Here is a 17,819-nt window from a genome sequence, read left to right as displayed (position 1 = left end):
GCCCGGTAAGCGCAGCGTCACCGGGCGTCTTTCCATCACGGTTAGCATTGAAATCCTCTACACTTAACCCCATTGTACAAATTAATATGCACAGCGCCGGATACGCGCTTCATTCACTCTTTTCAACAGGACCGCGCTAATGACCAATCCATTGCTGACTCCCTTCGAACTGCCGCCGTTTTCTAAAATTCAGCCAGAACACGTTGTGCCTGCCGTCACTAAGGCGCTGAACGATTGCCGTGAAAACGTTGAGCGAGTGGTTGCGCAGGGCGCGCCGTACACCTGGGAAAATCTCTGCCAGCCGTTGGCGGAAGTCGACGATGTGCTGGGGCGTATTTTCTCTCCTGTTAGCCATCTGAATTCGGTGAAAAACAGCCCGGAACTGCGTGAAGCCTACGAACAAACGCTGCCGCTGCTGTCTGAATACAGTACCTGGGTTGGACAACATGAAGGCCTGTACAAAGCGTACCGCGACCTGCGTGATGGCGATCATTACGCCACCCTGAACACCGCACAGAAAAAAGCGGTTGATAACGCGCTGCGCGATTTTGAGCTTTCTGGTATTGGTCTGCCGAAGGAAAAACAGCAGCGCTATGGTGAGATTGCCACCCGCCTGTCTGAGCTCGGCAACCTGTACAGCAATAACGTCCTCGATGCTACGATGGGCTGGACCAAGCTGGTGACCGACGAAGCGGAACTTGCCGGGATGCCGGAAAGCGCGCTGGCCGCCGCAAAAGCGCAGGCTGAAGCCAAAGAGCAGGAAGGCTATCTGTTAACCCTGGATATCCCAAGCTACCTGCCGGTGATGACCTACTGTGATAACCAGGGGCTGCGTGAAGAGATGTATCGTGCATACTCCACGCGCGCATCTGACCAGGGGCCAAACGCGGGCAAATGGGACAACAGCCCGATAATGGAAGAGATCCTCGCGCTGCGCCACGAACTGGCACAACTGCTGGGCTTTGAAAGCTACGCCTTTAAATCTCTGGCTACCAAAATGGCGGAGAACCCGCAGCAGGTACTCGACTTCCTGACTGACCTGGCGAAACGTGCCCGTCCGCAGGGTGAGAAAGAGCTGGCTCAGCTGCGCGCCTTCGCGAAAGCGGAATTTGGTGTTGATGAGCTGCAGCCGTGGGATATCGCTTACTACAGCGAGAAACAAAAACAGCACCTCTACAGCATCAGCGACGAGCAGCTGCGTCCTTACTTCCCGGAAAACAAAGCCGTTAACGGTCTGTTTGAAGTGGTTAAACGTATTTATGGCATCACCGCCAAAGAGCGCACCGATGTTGACGTCTGGCATCCGGAAGTTCGTTTCTTCGAGCTGTACGACGAAAACAACGAGCTGCGCGGCAGCTTCTATCTTGATCTGTATGCCCGTGAACACAAACGCGGCGGGGCGTGGATGGACGACTGTGTCGGCCAGATGCGTAAATCCGACGGCACATTGCAAAAGCCGGTCGCTTACCTGACCTGTAACTTTAACCGTCCGGTGAACGGTAAACCTGCGCTGTTTACCCACGATGAAGTGATCACCCTGTTCCACGAGTTCGGCCACGGTCTGCACCACATGCTGACCCGTGTCGAAACTGCGGGCGTTTCCGGTATCAACGGTGTGCCATGGGATGCGGTCGAACTGCCGAGCCAGTTTATGGAGAACTGGTGTTGGGAGCCGGAAGCGTTGGCGTTTATCTCTGGTCACTTTGAGACCGGTGAACCGCTGCCGAAGGAACTGCTGGATAAAATGCTGGCGGCGAAAAACTACCAGGCAGCGCTGTTTATTCTGCGTCAACTGGAGTTCGGTCTGTTTGATTTCCGTCTGCACGCGGAGTTTAACCCGCAGCAAGGGGCTAAAATCCTCGAGACGCTGGCGGAAATTAAAAAACAGGTCGCCGTGGTGCCGGGCCCAACGTGGGGCCGCTTCCCGCATGCCTTCAGCCACATTTTTGCTGGTGGCTACGCAGCGGGTTACTACAGCTATCTGTGGGCAGACGTACTGGCGGCTGATGCCTTCTCTCGCTTCGAAGATGAAGGGATTTTCAACCGTCAAACCGGACAATCGTTCCTCGATAACATCCTCACCCGTGGCGGTTCTGAAGAGCCGATGGAACTGTTCAAGCGCTTCCGTGGCCGCGAGCCACAGCTGGATGCAATGCTGGAGCATTACGGGATCAAAGGCTGATTATTCACGTGAAAATCTGCTTAGTAGATGAAACAGGCGCCGGAGACGGCGCCTTATCTGTTCTTGCCGCCCGCTGGGGACTGGAACACGATGAAGATAACCTGATGGCGCTGGTGATGACGCCGGAACATCTGGAACTGCGCAAACGTGATGAACCCAAACTCGGCGGCATCTTCGTGGATTTCGTGGGTGGTGCGATGGCCCATCGGCGCAAATTTGGCGGTGGACGCGGTGAAGCGGTGGCGAAGGCGGTTGGCATTAAAGGCGATTACCTGCCGGATGTGGTCGATGCAACCGCAGGGCTGGGGCGCGATGCGTTTGTACTGGCCTCGGTAGGCTGCCGCGTACGAATGCTGGAACGTAATCCGGTGGTTGCGGCACTGCTCGATGATGGCCTGGCGCGCGGCTATGCCGACCCGGAAATCGGTCCGTGGCTGCAGGAACGTTTACAGCTGATCCATGCGTCGAGTCTGACGGCGTTAACCGATATCACGCCGCGCCCGCAGGTGGTGTACCTCGATCCGATGTTTCCACATAAGCAGAAAAGCGCGCTGGTGAAAAAAGAGATGCGGGTGTTTCAGTCGCTGGTGGGGCCGGATTTAGATGCGGATGGGCTGCTGGAGCCTGCGCGTCAGTTGGCCACCAAACGTGTGGTGGTGAAGCGCCCAGACTACGCGCCGCCGCTGGCGGATGTCGCCACGCCGAACGCGGTTGTGACGAAAGGGCATCGGTTTGATATCTACGCTGGGACAGCATAGTTTGTAGATCTGTGCGCTGTGCTGCCTGATGCGCTGCGCTTATCAGGCCTACGGCAGCGTGTGGTTTGTAGGCCGGATAAGGCGTTAGCCGCATCCGGCATAACCTATTAAACAAACGGTGCCAGCGGGTCGGCAATCTCAAATGCTACTGCTCGGTCTGCTTTCGGTGGGTAAATCAGCTCGCTGACAATCGACACCTTCAGCTTCTTCGCTTCTGCGCGCGTCAGTTTCACCTGTTGATCCCATCCTTCGCTATACACCGCACCCCAGGCACCAAGATCCAGGCAGGTGACGTAGTTTTCCTGACGATATGGCAATGGCGCTACGTCCAACAGATCTGCCGCAGCGTTATTACCGGCAAATTTACCCAACAAAATAGCGTGCTGACAGGTCATTAACGCATGGTTGCCTTTGTCGTCGGTGGCGGCATAGGCCACATCGCCAGTGGCGTAGATATCATCGTGACCCACAACCTGCAGATTAGCATTCACATGCAGACGGCCCTGGCGATCGCGCGGGGCATTAATCTGTGCTGTCAGGTTATTAGCCTGTACGCCGACGGTCCAGATAACCGTCTGAGAGGCAATCACCTGCCCATCTTTCAGCGTGACGCCGGAGGCATCTACGCACTCTACTTCCGCATTGACCAGCCACTCGACGCCCAGTTCAGCAGAGGCTTCGATAATCACGTCACGTAATTTCTGGCTCCAGCGTCCGCCTGGCTGAGCACCGCGTTCAACTACGACAACTCTGGTCTTAGCATCAGCGCCCAATATTTCGCGCAAACGACCCGGTAATTCCAGCGCCATCTCTATCCCGGTGAAACCACCACCACAGACCACCACAGTATTACGAGCCTCACTTTCCGGTTGTAATGCCAGATTGTTAATGTGCTGCTCCAGTACGGCGGCGCTCTCGAGTTGGTCGAGGTCAAACGCGTGCTCGGCGGCACCGGCGACGGTATCGCGGTTTACGTGACTTCCGCTGGCGAGCACCAGGCGGTCATAGCGATGCAGATGAGTGTCACCGTTGGCATCTTTCCAGCTCACCTCTTTAGAGTCCGGGAGGATTTGCTCGACGTGACCTTGCAGGAAGTTGACGCCGGTAACGTCAAATAGCGGTTGCAGTGGTGCGACCAGCGTATGAACGGCGCTTTCATAAAATCGTGGGCGGACACGCAGCTCCGGTTGTGGCGCAATTACTGTAATATCAATGGCCTGCTGATGTTTATCCGCCAGTCGTGCGGCGCTTAATGCTGCCCACATACCGGCAAAGCCGGCGCCCACGATCAGAATTTGTTTACGCATTGGGGTTTTCTCACTGGTGACTACGAATTGTTTACTCGGATTTTATTTGTCGTAGTTGTGAATTGCAATGCGATCGAGCTCCTTTTTGCCTTAAAGGGTGGTGTCTCTTGATTATCTGTTTGATAAATATGTATTTAAATTTGTTTTGTGAAAAGGGGGCACTTTGCTGTCTGGAATGAATGAGATGAAAAAGCTACAATAAACTCAGATTCATTTTGGCTGAGATAAGAAAATGGCATTCTACAGTTCGGGAGTTGAGTACGGCATTCATAGCCTGATGTGTATGGTCGACAGTAAGGGCGACGCGCGGGATATGAGCGTGCGGGAAATAGCCGAACTGCAAAGCGTACCGTATGACTATCTGGCAAAAATTTTCACCCGTCTGTCCAAAGCGGGTCTGGTGCGCAGCATTGAAGGCAAAGGTGGCGGTTTCCAGTTAGCTAAACCCGCTGAACACATCACGGTGCTGGATGTGGTGAATGCTATTGATGGCGATAAGCGCATCTTTGAATGTCGTGAAATTCGCCAGCGGCTGGCGGTATTTGAGGAACATCCACCGGAGTGGGCCTGTGAAGGCATTTGTGGCGTGCGTTCGGTAATGGACATGGCCCAGCAGCGAATGGAAGAAGCGCTCGGTCAGCATACGATTCTGGACTTGGCGCGCAAAATGTACCGTAAAGCGCCGGACACTTTTGTGGTGGAAGTGCAGGAGTGGATAGACGCGCGTAAAGGGTAGTGAGTGAAAATGCCCGATAGCGCAAGGCGACCGGGCATGTTGAATGTAGACCGGATAGGGGCAATAGCCGCCATCCGGCACTGAAGGTTATTGCTCGGTGCTCGGCGTATTAATCATGCGGTTCAGCCATGGCACCATAATCGCCATAACAACCGTTACGGCCAGGGTGACAAGGCCAATCTTACTGAAGACGTTGGTATAGATAGGCAGCGTTTGCAGCGGGTCGGTGATGTTCTCTGGTACGGCGGTGAACGTGGCGACATAACCCCCCATCAGGAAGGCCGCGGCCTGCGTCAGGAACCACATCCCAAGAATGAAGCCCATCAGGTGTTGTGGCACGAGAGCGGCGACCATAGCCAGTCCCAGGGCGCTAATCAGCAGTTCACCCAGGCTCTGGAACAGATACACCAGCACGATAAACCACGGCGACGTCAGCCCCTGTGCATCGGCAAACCACATCCCGGCAGCGGCGGCCGTCAGGAAGCCCAATGAGCACAGGAACATACCGAGCGTAAATTTCATCGGCATGGTCAGATCTTTGCCTTTGTTGCCCAGACGGGTATAGATTGCGGCCAGTACCGGACTCGCCAGTACCACCCAGAACGGGTTCAGCGCCTGGAAGCTCACCGGGTTGATGGCGAAACCAAGAATTTCATGGTGTACGTTATTGATCGCAAAGAAGTTTAGCGATGTCGGCATCTGCGCGTACAGCACGTAGAACACCACCGCTTCCAGCATCAGGATAAAGGCCACGAACATCTTGTTGCGCCCGGTTTTATCCAGTTTGAATGCCTGACGGAAGAAGATGATGGTCACGGCAATCGACAGGACGATCAGCACCAGGTTGGCAATCTGCACGTTGTGCATCAGCCAAGCGCAGATAAATACCATCACTACCGTACCGGCCAACACGTACAGCAGGTTACGGAAGTTCAGTGGCTTATGGTCTGGCTCAGAGCCGATATTTTTCACCATTCCGCGGCAGGAAAAGTAGACCAACAGCGCGACGATTAGTCCGGCTCCGCACAGGTTGTAAGTCACAGCGTAGCCAAACTTATCGGCAATCACCGGCGCCAGCGACAGTGACAGTAGCGAACCGATGTTAATCGACATATAAAACAGGGTGAAAGCACCGTCCAGACGGGCGTCTTTCGGGGGATAACATTTTGACAGCAGGCTTGCCGGGTTGGCTTTAAATAGCCCGTTACCAACGGCAATGGTACCCAAAGCAATAAAGATCAGATCCGGCTTAAGCAGCGACATCCCGGTCATGAAGTAGCCGATTGCCAGCACAATGGCACCGAGTACCAGCGTGCGCTTGGTGCCTAACAGATGGTCGCCGACGTAGCCGCCGATCGAGATCAGACCGTAAACCAGTGCGGCAAAGGCACCAAAGGTGACAAATGCCTGTTCTTGTGAAAATCCGAGCTGCTTAACAAAAAATACCGCCAGGATGCCCTGTACGCCGTAATAGCCAAATCGTTCCCATAATTCCACAAAGAAGATCATGAAGAACGGACGAGGTTGCTGCAGCAAGCCCGTAGGTGCAGTTTTATTCATATTCCATCGCCTTTCAAAGCCATCCCGAAAAGTATGAACGCGTATGCTTAAACGCGCCGAAAAAGTCTTATTTTTTTATAGACTGCGGTTATTGGCCGCAAGGGTAGAGTATTATAGAGATAGTTTTCGATCCAATTAGTTGATCACACTAATTATGATTTGTTTGTTGGATTGATGTACTAATTGTGACCGAATGATAAAAACAAAAACGCCCGCGAAGGCGGGCGTTTACAGGCTTAACGACTTGCAGTGGGCCGGGTTAACTTCCGGCGGCAAGCATTTTATGCTTCTTCGTCGTCACGCAGCGGAACAATCAACATGTCGACGTGGACGGTGTTGATCAGTTGGCGCGCGGAGGACATCAGTTTGCTCCAGAAATCCTGGTGGTGACCACAGACGACCAGATCCATGTCGTATTTTTTGATGGCATCAACCAGAACCTGACCCAGGTCGCCGCTACCGCTCAGGGTTTCGGTGATAGGGTAGCCTGCATTGGTGGACAGCTCGGTTAACGCGTGGTGGGTTTCTTCAGAAATGCGTTTCTGCATGTCGCCCAGATTCACGTCGATGAGCCCGGTGTACAGGTCGGAATAGTTTACGTCAACGTGGATAAGGGAGACTTTAGCATTGTAAGGTCGCGCCATAGAAACCGCTTTTTCAACCAGAACTTTGCTTTCCGGAGAAAGATCAACCGCGATAAGAATGTGTTTATAAGCCATAGTGTTACTCCTTCCATAAGTTGTCGATGACTAGCCTGCTGGCGTTATATGCCGCCGCGTCATCCGCGTCCTGCGAACCTTGTGCGCGGGGCTAGCCCAGTCGTAAAAACGTACCATATAAGGACTATCCTTACATTATAGCGACCAGGATAATCCGTCAATCCGCCTTGCTTGCCAAATAGTTAAACAAATTTTTTAGTTAATTGCATTGATAGCGATTAACCTTATGGCAAAAAAATTAACTAATCTCCTACACTATCTAAAGAGGCGTTCGGATGCGTGATACTAACACGAACGGTTTCGGCTGCACTCTTCATTGAATGGTTTGGCAGGGTATCGGGGAGCGGTAGTCCCGGAAAGGAGTTCCGTGGGCGGGTCGCCGGGGAGGAGGTATGATAAGCACCATTGCATTATTCTGGGCTTTATGTGTCGTTTGCATTGTTAATATGGCGCGCTATTTTTCTTCGCTACGCGCACTGTTAGTGGTACTTCGTGGTTGCGATCCATTACTTTACCAGTATGTAGATGGAGGGGGCTTTTTTACCTCGCATGGGCAACCGAACAAGCAGATGCGTCTGGTGTGGTATATCTACGCTCAGCGTTACCGCGATCATCATGATGATGAATTTATTCGCCGCTGTGAGCGGGTTCGCGGTCAGTTCATTCTCACCAGCGCGCTATGCGGCCTGGTGCTAATCAGCATGGTTGCGCTGATTATCTGGCACTGATGCCAACAACAGATACAAAAAAAGCGGGTCAGCTTCCTGACCCGCTTTTTTACCGTGCATTCGCTTAGATAAGCTTCAGGGAGAGCCAGTACAGCACCCCGGAAAGAATAATCGCAGCTGGCAGGGTGAAGACCCAGGCCATCAGAATGCTGGTTACCGTTTTACGCTGCAATCCGCCGCCATCAACAACCATCGTCCCCGCAACGGAAGAGGAGAGAACGTGGGTGGTGGAAACGGGCATACCGGTGTAGCTGGCGAGACCGATAGAGACTGCGGCGGTCATCTGAGCCGACATCCCCTGGGCATAAGTCATGCCTTTCTTACCGATTTTCTCGCCGATGGTGGTGGCAACGCGACGCCAGCCAATCATCGTACCAATACCCAGCGCCAATGCGACGGCCATAATGATCCAGATAGGCGCGTACTCAATGGTGCTCAGCATGTCAGCTTTCAGTTTTTTCAGCAGACGCTGATCGTCAGCGCTTACGCCAGGCAGCTTAACCACTTTATCGGTGGTATCAGAGATGCACAGCATAATACGGCGCAGTTGACCACGCTGTTCGACGCTTAATTTGTCGTAGGTTTCCAGGTTCGCCAGCATACCTTTCGCACGTTCCAGCGCGTTGATGGTATTCGCCGGGTGGCAATGGAACTCTGTCGTCGTCGCGGGTGCCGCGTCCGTCGGGGACGGAATCAGCTGGTCTACGCCTGTGGCCTGTTTAAGCAGGTCAGGGCGCTGCTGGAAGAAGACTTCGACGTTATTGATTGCATCACGGGTACGGGTAATCTCGTAACCGGAAGCATTCATATTCACCACGAAGCCTGCAGGCGCTACGCCAATCAGCACCAGCATCACCAGACCAATGCCTTTCTGCCCGTCGTTAGCGCCATGAGAGAACGCTACGCCGATAGCGGAGAGGATCAGTGCGATACGGGTCCAGAACGGCGGCTTTTTCTTGCCATCTTTCTTTTCACGTTCTGCTGGCGTCAGGTGGATACGGGCACGTTTTTTTGTACCGCTCCAGTAACGACGCAGAATGAAAATAAGACCGCCTGCAACCACCAGACCAACAATTGGCGAGATGATAAGCGAAGCAAAAATACCGATAACTTTCGGAATGTTAAGTGCGTCCACCACCGAGGTGCCGGTCATCAGTGCATTGGTTAAACCAATACCGATAATGGCGCCAATCAGCGTGTGGGAGCTGGATGCAGGTAAACCAAAGTACCAGGTACCCAGGTTCCAGATAATTGCCGCCAGCAGCATGGAGAACACCATGGCAAGGCCATGTGACGATCCCATATTAAGCAGCAGATCCGTTGGTAGCATATGCACGATGGCATACGCCACGCTGAGACCACCCAGCAAAACACCAAAGAAGTTGAACAACGCAGCCATGACCACCGCCAATTGCGAACGCATTGCACGGGTATAGATCACGGTTGCGACAGCATTGGCTGTGTCATGGAAGCCGTTAATTGCTTCGTAGAACAGCACAAAAGCCAGAGCAAGCAATAGTAAAAGCCCGGTATGTAAATCCAGGCCAGCAAACAAATGTAGCATAGGACGTTACGCCATTTTGAGGACATGAACGCGGCGCATTATCAGTGACTTTGGCGGCGCGGGCAAAGTGAAATATAGAGTTTTTTTGATTTGTCTCCTGCTTTGTTTTACACCACTAAAGAATTATCCTATATATTTCAGTTAAATACCCTTTATCGGTAGTTTGGTGCTGGTGCGACCACTGAGGAATCTTTACAATTCACACCCGCTTTTTAGAGAGGATCGCAACGTGGAAAGGTTTGATACCGTTATTATAGGCGCTGGCGCAGCGGGTATGTTTTGTGCCGCGCAGGCAGGACAAGCAGGTAGTCGAGTACTGCTTATTGATAATGGTAAAAAGCCAGGACGCAAGATTCTCATGTCTGGCGGGGGACGCTGCAACTTTACCAATCTTTATGTCGAACCGGCCGCCTATTTGAGCCAAAACCCCCATTTTTGCAAATCGGCACTGGCACGCTATACGCAGTGGGATTTTATCGACCTGGTGGGCAAACACGGTATTGCCTGGCACGAAAAAACGCTGGGTCAGCTGTTCTGCGATGATTCCGCTCAGCAAATTGTCGATATGCTGGTAGACGAGTGTGAAAAAGGTAACGTAACTATGCGGTTACGGAGCGAAGTCCTGAGCGTGGTGCAGGATGATGAAGGTTTCACCCTCGAACTGAACGGCATGACGGTCGGCACGAAAAAACTGGTTATCGCTTCCGGTGGGCTTTCGATGCCGGGTCTGGGGGCAACGCCTTTTGGTTATAAAATTGCCGAACAGTTCGGACTGAAGGTGTTGCCAACGCGCGCGGGACTGGTGCCCTTTACATTGCATAAGCCACTGCTGGAGCAGCTTCAGGTGCTCTCTGGCGTGTCGGTCTCCTCCGTTATCACTGCCGAGGATGGCACCGTATTTCGCGAAAATCTGCTCTTTACACACCGAGGACTTTCGGGCCCAGCTGTTTTGCAGATTTCCAGTTTTTGGCAGCCAGGCGAATTTGTCAGCATTAATTTGTTGCCGGATGTTGACCTTGCGAGCTTCCTCGACGAACAACGTAGCGCACACCTTAACCAGAGCTTAAAGAACACCTTAGCAATGCAGTTGCCAAAGCGTCTGGTGGAATGCCTGCAGCAGTTAGGGCAAATTCCTGACGTGTCTCTGAAGCAGCTTAACGTGCGCGATCAACAGACGCTGGTTGAAACGCTGACCGAGTGGCGGGTGCAGCCGAACGGTACGGAAGGGTATCGTACCGCTGAAGTCACGTTGGGCGGCGTTGATACCAACGAGCTGTCATCGCGCACGATGGAAGCCCGCAAAGTGCCAGGGCTCTACTTTATCGGCGAAGTGATGGACGTCACCGGCTGGTTGGGAGGCTATAACTTCCAGTGGGCATGGTCGAGCGCCTGGGCATGCGCGCAGGATTTGGTGTCTGAATAAGCGAAGACGATACGTTGAGCGTGGACCCGCTGCGTTTTACATAAAGCTCACTTGTGAAATTTGCCCGGTAAATGGATTGCCGGGCACGGTTTTTTGCCTGCAACATACCTGCTACAACCGAATAGACATATTGAATCCAGGTGTTAGTATTCAATAGACAGCAGTAATGAGTATGCGTGTTTCATTTCCGGCCAGGAACGCTGATGATGACAACATTACTACCCGATATCACAGCATTTTCATCATTCACTTCCTTCGCGGCGCAGGTTGCTTACATGCCTGTCTGCTCTCTGGCCATTGTTTCTCATTCCTTCTTATCCCGGATGGAATCTCCCGCTGAATAGCTGTTCAGTGGGCTTTGTGACACGCATCGTTTGATAACAGGGATTACGGCGGGTCGAATATGGATAAGTTTAAACGTCATATGATGTGGTGGGTGGCGGGCATTCTGGTCGTGGTGGCCGCGATAGCCTGGTGGATGCTGCGCCCTGCGGGAATACCGGAGGGGTTTGCAGCCAGCAATGGCAGAATTGAAGCTACCGAAGTGGATATTGCCACCAAGATTGCCGGGCGAATTGACACGATCCTCGTGTCGGAAGGGCAGTTCGTTCGCCAGGGCGAAGTGCTGGCGAAAATGGATACCCGCGTGCTGCAGGAGCAGCGGCTGGAAGCGGTAGCCCAAATCAAAGAGGCCGAAAGTGCGGTGGCGGCAGCGCGGGCGTTGTTAGAGCAGCGGCAAAGTGAAATGCGCGCCGCGCAGTCGGTGGTAAAACAGCGTGAGGCGGAACTGCAGTCGGTCTCTAAACGTCACGTGCGTTCCCGTTCGCTCTCCCAGCGAGGGGCGGTGTCCGAGCAACAACTGGATGACGATCGGGCCGCGGCAGAAAGCGCACGTGCCGCGCTGGAGTCGGCAAAGGCGCAGGTCTCTGCGGCCAAAGCGGCAATTGAAGCCGCTCGTACCAGCATCATTCAGGCGCAAACCCGCGTAGAAGCCGCGCAGGCTACCGAACGTCGTATTGCGGCTGATATTGATGACAGCGAGTTGAAAGCCCCGCGCGATGGCCGCGTACAGTACCGCGTAGCTGAACCGGGCGAGGTGCTTTCCGCAGGCGGTCGCGTGCTGAATATGGTCGATCTCAGCGATGTCTACATGACGTTCTTCTTGCCAACCGAACAGGCTGGTTTACTGAAGATTGGCGGAGAAGCGCGGCTGGTGCTGGATGCTGCGCCGGATCTGCGTATTCCGGCGACCATCAGCTTTGTGGCTAGCGTCGCGCAGTTCACGCCGAAAACGGTCGAAACCAGCGATGAACGGCTGAAACTGATGTTTCGCGTCAAAGCGCGTATCCCGCCAGAGCTGTTACAGCAGCATTTGGAGTACGTGAAAACCGGTCTGCCGGGCATGGCGTGGGTGCGTGTTGATGAAAGTCGCGCCTGGCCTGACGACCTGGTGGTGAGGTTGCCGCAATGACGCATCTGGCGCTGGTTCCCGTTCCTCCCGTGGCGCACCTTGACGGCGTGAGTCAGCATTACGGGAAAACGGTAGCGCTGAACAATATCACGCTGGATATCCCTGCCCGCTGTATGGTGGGGCTGATTGGCCCGGACGGCGTCGGAAAATCGAGCCTGCTATCGCTCATCTCCGGCGCACGGGTTATTGAACACGGCAACGTGATGGTGCTGGGCGGCGATATGCGCGACCCAAAACATCGCCGGGATGTCTGCCCGCGCATTGCCTGGATGCCGCAGGGGCTGGGGAAAAACCTGTATCACACGCTGTCGGTATATGAGAACGTCGATTTCTTTGCCCGCCTGTTTGGGCATGACAAAGCGGAGCGTGAGGCGCGGATTACCGAGCTGCTGAATAGCACCGGACTGGCACCGTTTCGCGACCGTCCTGCCGGGAAGCTCTCGGGCGGGATGAAGCAAAAGCTGGGGCTGTGCTGCGCGTTAATCCACGACCCGGAACTGTTAATTCTCGATGAACCCACCACCGGGGTCGACCCGCTGTCCCGCGCCCAGTTCTGGGATCTGATTAACAGCATTCGCCAGCGGCAGACCAACATGAGCGTGCTGGTTGCGACCGCTTATATGGAAGAAGCCGAGCGCTTTGACTGGCTGGTGGCGATGAACGCCGGGGAGGTGTTAGCTACCGGGAGCGCGCAGCAGCTACGTGAGCAAACCAACAGCAACACGCTGGAGCAGGCGTTTATCGCGCTGTTACCTGAAGCCCAGCGCCAGGCGCATAAACCGGTAGTGATCCCGCCGTATCACGCTGAGCAGGAAGAGATTGCCATCGAGGCGAAAAACCTGACCATGCGCTTCGGTAAATTTGTGGCGGTGGACCACGTTAACTTCCGCATTCCGCGCGGGGAAATCTTCGGTTTTCTCGGCTCCAACGGCTGCGGTAAATCCACCACCATGAAAATGCTCACCGGACTGCTGCCCGCAAGCGAAGGCGAGGCGTGGCTGTTTGGACAAGCGGTTGATCCGAAGAATATCGATACCCGCCGCCGGGTAGGCTATATGTCGCAGGCATTTTCGCTCTACAGCGAGCTGACCGTCCGGCAAAACCTCGAACTACATGCGCGGCTGTTCCATATCCCCGAAGCAGAAATCCCTGGGCGGGTGCAGGAGATGAGTGAGCGCTTTTCGCTGACCGATGTCGAAGATGCGCTGCCCGGTGCGCTGCCGTTGGGGATCCGTCAACGCCTGTCGCTGGCGGTGGCGGTGATCCATCGCCCGGAGATGCTCATCCTTGATGAACCGACCTCCGGGGTCGATCCGGTAGCGAGGGATATGTTCTGGCAACTGATGGTTGATCTGTCGCGCCAGGACAAAGTGACCATTTTTATCTCCACCCACTTTATGAACGAAGCGGAGCGCTGCGACCGCATGTCGCTGATGCACGCCGGAAAAGTACTGGCCAGCGGTACGCCGCAGGAGCTGGTGAAACAGCGTGGAGCTGCCAGTCTGGAAGAGGCGTTTATCTCCTGGTTGCAGGAAGCGGCAGGCCCGGCGCCGGAAGCTCAGTTAGCGCCAGCCAATGTCCAGACAGTGCATGAAAACAGTAAGCCGCCGCGGCAAGGCTTTAGCCTGCGGCGCTTGTTCAGCTACAGCCGTCGTGAAGCGCTGGAGCTGCGGCGTGACCTGGTACGTTCAACGCTGGCGCTGATGGGCACAGTGATCCTGATGCTTATCATGGGCTACGGCATCAGCATGGATGTGGAAAACCTGCGTTTTTCGGTGCTCGACCGCGACCAGACCGTCAGCAGCCAGGCGTGGACGCTGAATCTGGCGGGATCGCGCTATTTTATCGAACAACCGCCGCTCACCAGTTATGACGAGCTGGACAAACGGATGCGTTCAGGTGAAGTTGCGGTAGCAATTGAAATTCCGCCAAATTTTGGCCGCGATATCGCGCGTGGAACGCCGGTGAAGATTGGCGTCTGGGTCGATGGCGCAATGCCAAGCCGCGCTGAAACGGTCAGGGGTTACGTGCAGGCGATGCACCAGACCTGGCTGCAGGATGTGATGGCGCGCCAGCCAAATGCCAGCGGGCAAAACGGGCTGATGACCATTGAAACTCGCTATCGTTACAACCCGGATGTGAAGAGTCTACCGGCGATTGTTCCGGCAGTGATCCCACTGCTGTTGATGATGATCCCTTCCATGCTCAGCGCCCTCAGCGTGGTGCGTGAGAAAGAGCTGGGGTCGATTATCAATCTGTACGTTACGCCCACGACCCGCAGCGAGTTTTTACTCGGCAAACAGTTGCCGTACATCGTGCTGGGCATGCTGAATTTCCTGCTGTTGTGCGCGCTGTCGGTGTTTGTATTCGGCGTTCCGCATAAGGGGAGCTTTGTGACCCTGACGCTGGCTGCGCTGCTGTACGTCACCATTGCCACCGGGCTGGGGCTGTTAATCTCCACGTTTATGAAAAGCCAGATCGCGGCCATTTTTGGTACGGCGATTATTACGCTGATCCCGGCGACGCAGTTTTCCGGAATGATCGATCCAGTTGCCTCGCTGGAAGGGCCGGGTCGGTGGATTGGTGAAATTTATCCGACCAGCCATTTTCTGACCATCGCGCGTGGAACGTTCTCTAAAGCGTTGGATCTGACCGATCTCTGGCAGCTGTTTATTCCGCTGGCGGTAGCCATTCCGGTGGTGATTGGTCTGAGCGTATTACTGCTGAAAAAACAGGAGGGGTGATGCGCCGATTACGCAATATTTATAACCTCGGCATCAAAGAGTTGCGCAGCCTGCTGGGTGACAAAGCGATGCTGACGCTGATCGTCTTCGCCTTCACGATTTCGGTTTATTCTTCCGCGACCGTCCTGCCGGGTTCGCTGCATCTGGCACCGATTGCTATTGCCGATATGGACCAGTCGCAGTTGTCGAATCGGATTGTGAACAGCTTTTATCGCCCGTGGTTTTTACCGCCGGAGATGATCACTGCCGATGAAATGGATGCCGGGCTGGACGCCGGGCGCTATACCTTCGCCGTAAACATTCCGCCTGATTTTCAGCGTGATGTGCTGGCCGGACGACAACCGGATATACAGGTTAACGTCGATGCCACGCGCATGAGCCAGGCGTTTACCGGCAACAGCTATATCCAGAATATCATCAGCGGCGAGGTGAACAGCTTTGTGGCGCGTTACCGCGATAACAATGAGCCGCCGGTGGCACTGGAAATGCGCATGCGCTTTAACCCTAATCTGGAACCCGCCCGCTTTGGCGCGGTGATGGCGATTATCAACAACATCACTATGTTGGCGATTGTGCTGACCGGTTCGGCGTTGATCCGCGAACGCGAGCACGGGACCATTGAACATCTGCTGGTGATGCCGGTGACGCCGTTTGAGATCATGATGGCAAAAATCTGGTCGATGGGGCTGGTGGTGCTGGTGGTTTCCGGTCTGTCGCTGATGCTGATGGTAAAAGGCGTGCTCGGGGTGCCGATTGAAGGTTCGATACCGTTGTTTATGCTGGGCGTGGCGCTGAGCCTGTTCGCCACCACCTCGATCGGCATTTTTATGGGCACGCTAGCGCGCTCCATGCCGCAGCTGGGGCTGCTGATGATTCTGGTGCTGCTGCCGTTACAGATGCTTTCAGGTGGCTCCACACCGCGTGAAAGCATGCCGCAGGCGGTGCAGGACATTATGCTGACCATGCCGACTACCCATTTCGTCAGTCTCGCGCAGGCGATACTTTATCGCGGAGCCGGGTTTAGCATTGTCTGGCCGCAGTTTCTGACGCTGCTGGCGATTGGCAGCGCGTTCTTCCTGATAGCACTGCTGCGTTTCAGAAAGACGATTGGTACGATGGCGTAATCATTATTGCCGGGGGTGCTTCGCTTGCCTGGCCTACAAACGGTAACGGACGTAGGCCGGATAAGGCGTAGCCGCCATCCGGCATCCCGCAACGAAACAGGCAATTACTCTTCTTTCGGCAGGCACTGTAGATGGCCGTGGCGCACGCCGCGCTGGGAAATCACGTCATCGGCAAAATGCTGTACATCGCCCATGTCGCCTTTTAGCACGGCGATTTCCAGGCAGTCGTCATGGTTGATGTGCACGTGCAGCGTGGCGACCGATAAATCGTGGTGGTGGTGTTGGGTAGAAACAATACGGCTGGCCAGATCACGCTTCTCATGCTCATAAACATACGAGAGCACCGCGAAGCCCTGAGTGCCGTGTTCAAGGGTAGTTTCCTGCGCCAGTGCGCCACGCAGAATATCGCGGATCGCTTCGGAACGGTTGTTGTAGCCACGGCGCTGACTCAGGCCGTCGAGCGTTTCCAGTAAATCGTCATCGAGGGTAATGGTGACTCGTTGCATCTGCAGTTAACCTTTCATGTGGCGCGTTGGCGCACAGGGAGTAAGGGGAATAGCGTATTTTGTAACACACGTCCGGCATCCGGGGAAAAGGTTAATGCTCTCGCAATAAACGCAGCAGAGTACTGACCTGTTCATCCAGCGGGGCAAGCGTATCTTTAACGATCAGATGCAAAGGCGTGGCGCGGCGAGCACCATGGCTTAACGGCAGTGGGCGTAAAAGCCCCTGATCAAGTTGCGTCTGAATACGTTCCTCGGGCAGCCAGCCGTAACCGACCTGATACATCACCGCATCAATCGCGGCATCAATGGTCGAGAAGGTCCAGGCATCGCGCACCGGTTGTTGTGGGTTGTCGCGATCGGCAATGCGAATCAGCGGCCAGGCGCGTAATGCGTCTTCATTCAGCGGCGCATCCAGCATGCAGAGTGGGTGATCGCGGTGGGCCACGGCCACGAAGTCAATATTCATCAGCCATTCGCCGCGTCCGGTGACATCCTGACGCCGGGTCAGGACCATTACGTCCGCATCGGCATGTGCTGCCAGTCGAGAATCACCATTCTCCAGGACTTCGGTCAGACGCACCTGCGTTTGCGGCCAGGCCTGCTGAAACTGTTTGAGAATGGCAAACAGGCGTTTGCGTGGGAAGATACTATCTACCATCAAATCCAGACGCGTTCGCGTACCGTTTTGTAACGTTGCGGCCCGGGTTTCCACCCATAAAAAGGCCTTCAGTAACGGTTTGACCTGATTGAGCAATAGCTCTCCGGCCGGGGTCAGGACAGCCCTGCGGCCTTCCGGGGTCAGCAGCGTTACGCCAAGTCGCTCCTGTAACAGTGCCAGATTATAGCTTACCGAAGACTGGCTACGGTTGGTCTCTTCCGCCGCTTTAGCGAAGCTGCCCAGCTCCACCACTTTCTCCAATAGGGCCCACTGCTCGAGGGTTGTTTTGTGCATAACTCATCTAATAATTGAATGAATTTGATGAAAACATAGCGTTAT

At 54.6% G+C, this 17,819-nt stretch carries 14 protein-coding genes; 8 read left to right on the top strand and 6 right to left on the bottom strand.

Translation table 11 applies throughout. From position 1 onward, the window contains the following. The first annotated feature begins 139 nt into the window (after positions 1–139). On the top strand, positions 140–2,182 hold the full coding sequence (gene prlC, locus OGY67_RS22400) for an oligopeptidase A (protein WP_048236970.1): 2,043 nt from the start codon (positions 140–142) through the stop codon (positions 2,180–2,182). An 8-nt stretch (positions 2,183–2,190) separates the two neighbouring features. Further along, positions 2,191–2,940 (top strand): 16S rRNA (guanine(1516)-N(2))-methyltransferase RsmJ, encoded by a 750-nt coding sequence (rsmJ, locus tag OGY67_RS22395; RefSeq protein ID WP_003827462.1) that lies wholly within the window; start codon positions 2,191–2,193, stop codon positions 2,938–2,940. Between the two features lie 107 nt (positions 2,941–3,047). Here rsmJ and OGY67_RS22390 read toward each other — a convergent pair whose 3' ends face one another. Beyond that, positions 3,048–4,247 carry an NAD(P)/FAD-dependent oxidoreductase gene (locus tag OGY67_RS22390; RefSeq protein WP_286574526.1) on the bottom strand — a complete coding sequence of 400 codons (1,200 nt, stop codon included), beginning with the start codon at positions 4,245–4,247 and terminating at the stop codon, positions 3,048–3,050. 232 nt (positions 4,248–4,479) lie between these two features. On the opposite strand from OGY67_RS22390, the gene OGY67_RS22385 reads away from it, so the two are divergent. Further along, on the top strand, positions 4,480–4,983 hold the full coding sequence (locus tag OGY67_RS22385) for an RrF2 family transcriptional regulator (RefSeq protein ID WP_003023361.1): 504 nt from the start codon (positions 4,480–4,482) through the stop codon (positions 4,981–4,983). A gap of 87 nt (positions 4,984–5,070) precedes the next feature. Here OGY67_RS22385 and dtpB read toward each other — a convergent pair whose 3' ends face one another. Next, positions 5,071–6,543 carry a dipeptide/tripeptide permease DtpB gene (dtpB, locus tag OGY67_RS22380; protein WP_286574525.1) on the bottom strand — a complete coding sequence of 491 codons (1,473 nt, stop codon included), beginning with the start codon at positions 6,541–6,543 and terminating at the stop codon, positions 5,071–5,073. Between the two features lie 281 nt (positions 6,544–6,824). Continuing rightward, on the bottom strand, positions 6,825–7,262 hold the full coding sequence (gene uspA / locus OGY67_RS22375) for a universal stress protein UspA (RefSeq protein ID WP_003023368.1): 438 nt from the start codon (positions 7,260–7,262) through the stop codon (positions 6,825–6,827). Positions 7,263–7,654: 392 nt separating this feature from the next. Here uspA and uspB point away from each other — a divergent pair, with 392 nt between their 5' ends. Next, positions 7,655–7,990: a universal stress protein UspB gene (gene uspB / locus OGY67_RS22370; RefSeq protein ID WP_003023371.1), complete on the top strand. Its 336-nt coding sequence runs from the start codon at positions 7,655–7,657 to the stop codon at positions 7,988–7,990. Between the two features lie 64 nt (positions 7,991–8,054). Here uspB and pitA read toward each other — a convergent pair whose 3' ends face one another. After that, entirely contained in the window at positions 8,055–9,554 is a 1,500-nt protein-coding gene (gene pitA / locus OGY67_RS22365; RefSeq protein ID WP_003827471.1) for an inorganic phosphate transporter PitA, read from the bottom strand. 229 nt (positions 9,555–9,783) lie between these two features. Here pitA and OGY67_RS22360 point away from each other — a divergent pair, with 229 nt between their 5' ends. The 4 genes from OGY67_RS22360 (at position 9,784) to OGY67_RS22345 (ending at position 16,316) form a co-directional block, all read left to right on the top strand. Continuing rightward, a complete protein-coding gene (locus OGY67_RS22360; RefSeq protein ID WP_286574524.1) occupies positions 9,784–10,977 on the top strand; it encodes a BaiN/RdsA family NAD(P)/FAD-dependent oxidoreductase in 1,194 nt (397 codons plus the stop codon). 403 nt (positions 10,978–11,380) lie between these two features. Continuing rightward, on the top strand, positions 11,381–12,448 hold the full coding sequence (locus OGY67_RS22355; protein WP_003827499.1) for an HlyD family secretion protein: 1,068 nt from the start codon (positions 11,381–11,383) through the stop codon (positions 12,446–12,448). Beyond that, complete coding sequence (gene rbbA, locus OGY67_RS22350) at positions 12,445–15,192, top strand: ribosome-associated ATPase/putative transporter RbbA (RefSeq protein ID WP_286574523.1); 2,748 nt, start codon at positions 12,445–12,447, stop codon at positions 15,190–15,192. The genes OGY67_RS22355 and rbbA overlap by 4 nt, the downstream gene beginning before the upstream one ends. Beyond that, positions 15,192–16,316: an ABC transporter permease gene (locus OGY67_RS22345; protein WP_020996068.1), complete on the top strand. Its 1,125-nt coding sequence runs from the start codon at positions 15,192–15,194 to the stop codon at positions 16,314–16,316. The genes rbbA and OGY67_RS22345 overlap by 1 nt, the downstream gene beginning before the upstream one ends. Positions 16,317–16,420: 104 nt before the next feature. Here OGY67_RS22345 and nikR read toward each other — a convergent pair whose 3' ends face one another. Beyond that, positions 16,421–16,822 (bottom strand): nickel-responsive transcriptional regulator NikR, encoded by a 402-nt coding sequence (nikR, locus tag OGY67_RS22340; protein WP_003827507.1) that lies wholly within the window; start codon positions 16,820–16,822, stop codon positions 16,421–16,423. Positions 16,823–16,913: 91 nt separating this feature from the next. Next, positions 16,914–17,774, bottom strand: coding sequence for a LysR family transcriptional regulator (locus OGY67_RS22330; RefSeq protein WP_234691903.1), 861 nt, complete (start codon positions 17,772–17,774; stop codon positions 16,914–16,916). Between the last annotated feature and the right edge of the window lie 45 nt (positions 17,775–17,819).

Source organism: Citrobacter sp. Cpo015, from assembly GCF_030333035.1.
GTDB classification, from domain to species: domain Bacteria; phylum Pseudomonadota; class Gammaproteobacteria; order Enterobacterales; family Enterobacteriaceae; genus Citrobacter; species Citrobacter portucalensis.
Note: the sequence above shows the minus strand (reverse complement) of the source record. Positions and strands in the feature narration are given on the sequence as shown.